This is a genomic window from Desulfobacter curvatus DSM 3379 (assembly GCF_000373985.1).
GTDB classification, from domain to species: Bacteria; Desulfobacterota; Desulfobacteria; order Desulfobacterales; family Desulfobacteraceae; genus Desulfobacter; species Desulfobacter curvatus.
Map to the genome: position 1 here is coordinate 1 of NZ_KB892933.1, position 6,927 is coordinate 6,927.

8 protein-coding genes and 1 pseudogene are annotated in these 6,927 nt (G+C 48.7%); 2 read left to right on the plus strand and 7 right to left on the minus strand.

What is annotated here, in order from left to right:
- Window positions 1-233 precede the first annotated feature (233 nt).
- The gene (locus B147_RS33110) at window positions 234-365 is read left to right on the plus strand and encodes a hypothetical protein (protein ID WP_281167870.1); all 132 of its coding nucleotides are present in this window, start codon (window positions 234-236) and stop codon (window positions 363-365) included.
- Window positions 366-462: 97 nt separating this feature from the next.
- Here B147_RS33110 and B147_RS0104150 read toward each other — a convergent pair whose 3' ends face one another.
- From B147_RS0104150 to rsxC, 6 genes are read right to left on the minus strand one after another with little or no spacing between them, the layout of a single operon-like run.
- Window positions 463-1,275, minus strand: a complete 813-nt coding sequence (locus B147_RS0104150; RefSeq protein WP_020585983.1) for an RnfABCDGE type electron transport complex subunit B — start codon at window positions 1,273-1,275, stop codon at window positions 463-465.
- Window positions 1,272-2,075, minus strand: coding sequence for an electron transport complex protein RnfA (locus B147_RS0104155; protein ID WP_020585984.1), 804 nt, complete (start codon window positions 2,073-2,075; stop codon window positions 1,272-1,274). The genes B147_RS0104150 and B147_RS0104155 overlap by 4 nt, the downstream gene beginning before the upstream one ends.
- A 38-nt stretch (window positions 2,076-2,113) precedes the next feature.
- Entirely contained in the window at window positions 2,114-2,731 is a 618-nt protein-coding gene (gene rsxE / locus B147_RS0104160) for an electron transport complex subunit RsxE (RefSeq protein ID WP_020585985.1), read from the minus strand.
- Window positions 2,731-3,423, minus strand: a complete 693-nt coding sequence (locus B147_RS0104165; RefSeq protein ID WP_020585986.1) for an RnfABCDGE type electron transport complex subunit G — start codon at window positions 3,421-3,423, stop codon at window positions 2,731-2,733. The genes rsxE and B147_RS0104165 overlap by 1 nt, the downstream gene beginning before the upstream one ends.
- Before the next feature lie 4 nt (window positions 3,424-3,427).
- On the minus strand, window positions 3,428-4,444 hold the full coding sequence (locus B147_RS0104170; protein WP_020585987.1) for an RnfABCDGE type electron transport complex subunit D: 1,017 nt from the start codon (window positions 4,442-4,444) through the stop codon (window positions 3,428-3,430).
- A 39-nt stretch (window positions 4,445-4,483) separates the two neighbouring features.
- Entirely contained in the window at window positions 4,484-5,851 is a 1,368-nt protein-coding gene (gene rsxC, locus B147_RS0104175) for an electron transport complex subunit RsxC (RefSeq protein ID WP_020585988.1), read from the minus strand.
- A gap of 266 nt (window positions 5,852-6,117) precedes the next feature.
- Here rsxC and B147_RS0104180 point away from each other — a divergent pair, with 266 nt between their 5' ends.
- Window positions 6,118-6,549, plus strand: a complete 432-nt coding sequence (locus B147_RS0104180; RefSeq protein ID WP_020585989.1) for a flavodoxin domain-containing protein — start codon at window positions 6,118-6,120, stop codon at window positions 6,547-6,549.
- 155 nt (window positions 6,550-6,704) lie between these two features.
- Here B147_RS0104180 and B147_RS32260 read toward each other — a convergent pair.
- Window positions 6,705-6,927: pseudogene (locus B147_RS32260) on the minus strand (hypothetical protein); the annotation flags it as partial.

A 6,927-nucleotide genomic window follows, 5' to 3' on the forward strand; every position in this document is an offset into this window, starting at 1 on the left:
TTCAAGTTCTGCGTTTTTAATCTGCCGACCACACTGGCTTATCACAGCGTTTTCTCCTCAAATGTAACGTTTCGATTGGTGGGTGAACTCACACACATCCACGTTACATTATCAAAAGACCTGCAGAGTGTCTATTATAATTTTGCGACAAAATAATTTTAGATGTCGCTCCGCCCCCCTGATATCATTGATAATAAATTTTGATGCGTCAGCGCTGATGACGCGTTGACGATATGAAACAAAAACTATTGATGGCCTGTGAATATGAGAGTAATGATGCCGGGCAAAAAGGCACAGCGAGCCATAGTAAAGATGAAAGTACTGTAATTGAATTGAGAAGCAAGGCGGTGCTGATTTCAGGATAGAAATTGAACCTAACCGACCCGTATATTTCATATTTAAGTAAGCGGTAATGAACAGCAACAAACAAAGTTCAGGTCATTACGCGCTTACATTTTTATCTTATCGGGTTCCCATGAAATGAATGCATCCGGTGGGGCATTTTTCAATGGCTTTCATGGCCTCTTCATATTTTGGGGCGGAATAATCATCATAATTGCACTTAGACAGGTTGTCCGAAATGGTGAAGAGGTCAGACTCCTTTGCACAGGCTTTGCACCCTACACATGCATTGTTACATACGGCCTTGGCATCCTTGGCCTTGTCTTTATTGGAGCAGGCCACCACCGGTATAGCCTCTTCTTTGAATCCTGCAACGGAAAGAATGCCCCTGGGGCAGGCTTTGGTGCAGGCACCACATCCAATACATTTTTCATAGTCCACCCGGGCAAGCCCGTCTACGATATGGATGGCGTCGTAATTGCAAACCTCAATACAGTCACCAAATCCAAGACATCCAAAGGTGCAGCCCTGGACGCCTGCCACCTGCTGGGCAGAGGCGCACCGCTTCTCGCCCATGTACTGGGTCATCCCCAACCGACTGGACACTGGCGCATTGCAATGAACAATGGCATGTAAAGGCACGACATCTCCCACCTCAACCCCCATGATATCGGCAATCGCTTGGGCACAGGCCTGCCCACCCACCGCGCATTTATTGACAGGATCATTGTCCGCAACAATCGCCACGGCATAGTCGGAACAGCCGAGATAACCGCATCCACCACAGTTAGCGCCGGGAAGCGCCTCTATGACCTCTTCGATCTTAGGATCCACTTGAACTTTAAATTGTTTATTGGCCCATCCCAGGATATAGGAAAAAATCATGGCCATGACCAGCATGCTTGCGCCGGCGATACCCAGTGAAACCATCATGGCAAAATCTCCTGGCCGTTATGGCCCTTAAAGGTCATATCAGCTAAATATTCAGTCAACGTGTTAGCGCTTGCTTCAGAGCTTTCTTCCTGAACGGCAGGAGCCGGTTTCAGTACCTTCTTAATACCTGAATCCACCCCGGTGAATCCCATGAAGGCAATGGCCAGAATCCCTCCAATGACCAAGGTAATGGCCGCCCCTTTAAAAGGCCTGGGAATATCGCAAAGCTCCAGTTCCTCCCGGATACCCGCCATAATCACGATGGCAATGGTGAATCCCAATCCGCCAAAAAGCGCCAGGGTCATGGCTTTACCCAAGTCCCACACATCTTTTGGATTATCAACGCCGGCCACATGACTCATGATGGTCAGGCAGGCAAAAAGGATGGCACAATTGGTGGTTATCAACGGCAGAAACACCCCAAAGGACCGGTAAAGCGGTGGGAAAAATTTTCTGACATACATCTCAACAAATTGAACCGAAGAGGCAATGGCAAAAATATAGACAATGTAACTGAGCACTGTCAGATCAATCTGCGCGGCTGCTTCAGGTGTGGTAAAAAAACCGGCAATAAAGGCTGATACCGGCGCGCCTGGAATCAGTATGAACACTGTGATACTCCAAGAGAGAAACGCGGCAATACTCATGACAAAGGTTACGGCACATCCCATGCCAAAGGCCATTTCGACCTTTTTGGACACGCCTACAAACGGACAGATGCCCACAAAATAATAAAATATAAAGTTGTTAATTATCGAAGCTGACAGGGCAATCAGCAGGATATCTACAAAATAGTCCATTAGATCCGCCTTAATCTTTTATAAATTTTCATCTAAATTCAACTGCGGGATTGTTCCCGTTTAAAATCAATATAGTTCACCAGACCCAGCAGCAGACCCAGTGTAATGAATGCACCCGGGGGCAGTACCATGATGACCCAGTCCGGCCAAAAGGTCGGTAGAACCCTGAACCCCATAAGCATACCGGTGCCTAAAATCTCACGGATGGCTGCAATACTGGCCAGCGCCAGGCCGAACCCGATGGACTGACCCAGGGCATCTGCCGCTGCAATAACAATATTCTGTTTGGAGGCACACACCTCACACCGGCAAATGATCAGGCAGTTAACGATAATCAAAGGAATATAGGGGCCAAGGGTTTTACTCATCTCGAACATGTATGCGGCCAAGACCCTATCCGCCACCGTTACAAAAGTGGCAATGGTCAGGGTAAATACCACAATCCGCAGATGCGGTTTTAACAGGTTTCGGATCAGGCTGATCACAACATTGGCACATACGAGAACAAAGGCCACGCAAACGGCCATAGTTAACGCCGGCTTCATACCGTTGGTAACAGCCAGAGTGGCACACAGCCCAAGAAGCTGCCGGTAGACCGGGTTCTCGGGTAGAATCCCCTGTACAAATCTCTCCATAGCAGTAGGTTGATCAGCCATCAGGAACGCTCCTTATCTTTACCGGGTTCCTCATTTTGAACCGCCGGGGTTTTATTATCACCAGGGACGTCAGTAATTTGAAGCCGAGGTGCCACATTGGCAACCGTAGTGTTCACGATACCAGTCACACTTCTTGAAGAGATGGTAGCGCCGGAAATGGCGTCGATCTGATCTTCTTTGGCCCCGCCCCCTTTAACAACGGAAAGGGTATTTTGAGTGGATTTGTCTTTGAACTGGCCCCGCCAAGCATCTTCCAGAATCTTGGCACCCAGGCCGGGCGTCTCTTTCTGATCCAGAACAAAAAGTCCTGTAATGCTTTTGCCTTGGGCATCAAGCCCCACCAGCAACTCAATCTTATCCGCATATCCCTGGCCGTCTGCTTTAACCACATGTCCGACCATTTTTCCGTCGGGCAACCAGGCATCATATACGGTGTAGAATTTGATGGTTTCGTTTTGCTTTATTTCAATCACCCGTGATTTGATAGTCAGTGTCTGGTTGTCGGCGGCAAACTCGGCAGCCAGATCCTCGCCAAGCACCAGTACGGGTATTTTTGCCATGGTCTCTTTGACCTTGTTGGCCTCAATTACCGGCCCAAGCTTAGCCTGGATACCGGCAAGGGCAGTACCGAACAGGGTAGCAAGAAGAAGAACCAGCCAGGCCTGGGCCAGGTTACTATTTTTCAACGACATGATATCAGGCCTCCTTTTGTCCCATGGGCTGGGGAATTGTCCAGCGGTTGATCAACGGTGTCATGGCATTCATGATCAGCACGGCAAACATCACACCTTCCGGATAACCGGAAAACAGACGAATCACCATGATCAAACAGCCCGTACCCACGCCGAATATCACTTTGCCTTTGGCAGTTAACGGAGATGTCACGGGATCTGTGGCAATAAAAAAGGCGCCAAACATCAGTGCCCCTGCAAACAGATGGTGCAGCAGAAACAGACCTTGGTATCCCCCTGAGATGTCCGTAATTCCGGCGATCAGGGCAACGGTAACCAAAATGCTTGCAGGGATCTGCCAGGATGCGGTTTTTCTGAAAATCAGATAAAGCCCCCCTAAAATACAGGCGACGGCACTTACCTCACCGATGGATCCGTTGGTCCCCCCCATAAACAACGGCGCAATGCCGGTTTGAACCCCATTGAACTTCAACGCACTCAACGGGGTTGCGCCTGACACGGCATCCACAAGTCCTGCTACATTTTCATAGGCACCGGCCCCCATGAGCTGGGCAAAGGCAATCATAACAAACGCCCGTCCCACCATGGCAGGGTTGAATATGTTCATCCCAACGCCGCCAAATACGATTTTGCCGATCCCAATGCCGACGAATGAGGCCAAAGCGCCAACAAACCAGGGGGCTGACCCCGGCATGGAAAGACCTATAATGATACCTGTAACTATGGCAGAGCAATCTTTTAAGGTAAAAGATTTGCCCCTCATGCGGACAAAGAGATATTCCGCAGCAAGGCAGGCCACCACACAGACAAGAATCTGTTTAAGGGCATAAAACCGAAATAAATAAAGGGATACGATAATAGCCGGTGACAACCCAAGGATCACATCGACCATCATCCTGCGTGTGCCGGCCCGGCTATCCGAAATATGCGGGGACGGGGCCACGTTTATAAAGGGCGGTTTTCGCCCGGGCCTGTCTTCAAACGACATGGCTGAATTTATCTGTCTATTTGTGTCTGACACGTTTTGTTCCTTGTATCAATTAATTTTTGTTGTTTATTGTTAGCGACGTTCCCAGGCGTTTAGCTGGGCCTTGCCCTCACGAATCAACTGAACCAAATTCAATTTTGCCGGACATACATAGGAACAGCTCCCGCATTCAACACAGGCACGAATATGGTACTGGGCGGCAATCTCGGGATGCTTATACCGGGCCGCCAACGCCAACTTTGTAGGCACAAGGTTCATGGGGCAGGCATCCACACAGCGCCCGCAGCGCACGCAATTTGTCTCTTCAGCCTTGCGGACCTCGTCATGGGTAAGAATTGTTAACCCTGAGGTACCCTTGGTTACGGGGGCAGACAGATCTGAGAATGCAAATCCCATCATGGGGCCGCCGGAAATGATCCGGGCCGCATCCGGCGTCAGGCCGCCGCAAAAGTCAACCACCTCAGCCAGAGAGATGCCGATGGGCACAAAAATATTTTTCGGATTGCAGATGCCATGACCGGAGACGGTGATCACCCTGTGGGTGAGCGGCACGTCCTTGACAATGCTGCGGGCCACAGTGGCAATGGTTTGCACGTTACTTACGGCAACGCCCGCATCAGCCGGCAGACCACCCAAGGGAATATCTAAGCCGACCACGGCTTTTACAAGCTGCTTTTCACTGCCCTGGGGGTACTTGGTTTTCACCACGGCAACCTGCACCACGGTCTGTTGAGCCGCTTGTTGAAGCCGTTCTATGGCCTTGGGTTTATTATCCTCAACACAGATGACAATTTCCCTGGCCGAGACAGCCCGGGCCGCCAGAAGCGCTCCGGTCACAATAATATCAGGCGCCTCAACCATAAGCCTGTAGTCACAGGTCAGATACGGCTCGCACTCACACCCGTTCACCACAAAGGTATCTATCACCCGGGTATCATTGGGCATCACCTTGACATGGGTGGGAAACGCCGCCCCGCCCAACCCCACAATGCCGGATTCCCGAATCTTTTTCACAATGTCCATGGGCGCATAATTGGAAAAACCCTCTTTGGGCCATTGTGTAAACTTCACCTCTTCCCAAATTTTTTCCGGGGGGATCTGCTCCCCTTCCGCCTGGATCGTTAGGGCTTCAAGACGCCTGCCGTTGGGCAGGGTCACCATTGCATTTCTTTTGACTTTTCCGGAAATGGGGGCGTGGATTGAGGCGGAAACAAAGGCCTCTCCCTCACCAACCATTTGCCCGTAACTGACCGTTTCACCGGATCTAACAATCTGCTCGCAGGGCACACCCAGATGCTGAAGCAGAGGCAGCGTCACTGTCCGGGGTGTAGGCATCACTTCAACAGCCATATTGGCGGACAACGCTTTATTTTCCGGTGGGTGAACCCCATGGGGGAAACTGCCGGTTCCCGGAAATCCCTTTAATTTAAATAAACCCATAAATTCCTGTACACCTTATTTCTGAATCCACCTAGACAATACCTAAAAAGTCCATACAAAAAAATTATAGGTTTCCAGACTTTTTAGTTTTAATCAAGCTAAAAATTTAAAGCAGATAATTTTACCTTGGCTCCATCACGATTTTATATTATTTTGTTAAAGGTTTTGATTATACACATCGTATATTAATCAATCAATATCATTAACTTTACAAAAAAATTGAACAATTTAATAAATTTAAATCATAAAAACATAGGGATAAAAAAATGGGAACCGTACTGATTGTTTATTCATCCAGAGTCGACGAAACAAAGGGAATAGCCGAATTAATCGCAGAAGGTGTTCGTCGGTCAGGGCACCAGGTTGAGGTTAAGACTGCCAGCCAGATAGAGACTGAAGAAGATTTATCAGGATTCGATGCCTATGTTTTCGGTTCCCCTACCTATCACGGGGAAATGCTGCCTCCCATGAAACAGGTTTTATTCATGGCTGAACGCGCAAAGCTTGAGGGTAAACCGGGGGGAGCTTTTGGTGCATATGGATGGAGTGGGGAGGCCAATAAAAGAATATTTGACACAATGAATTACATTTTCAAAATGAAAATGGTTTCCGGCCCATTAATGATCAAGGCATCCTGGGTTGAAGACGGCGTTGAAACGGCACAAGCCTACGGGAAAGAGATTGCTGAAATGATATAGCGCTTGCTTGAATGCAAAGCCCCCCATCTGCAACTATAAATATGACCAGCACGCCATTGTGTGCTGGTCCACTATGACCTTATTTACCAGGGAAGGTAAAGTGTTAGATACAATTCTTCCTCAATAATACTTCGGGCGCATTCCCATTTTCCCGGTCATGCCGCCGGCATTGGATTGTGCGTGGTTGCCATGAGTTTCAAACAATCCCAACGCCCTGCTTTAAAGTATGATCGTAGCATAATCATTTTTTCTGCATTTTCCCGATACCAAAAAGTGCATGGACCTTTCAGACGTAAATTCACCACCCTACGAATTGAACTTTCAATAGCACCGCTGCCAATAGGTAAATTCAACGCTTTTACAGTGGGGAAATCAAGC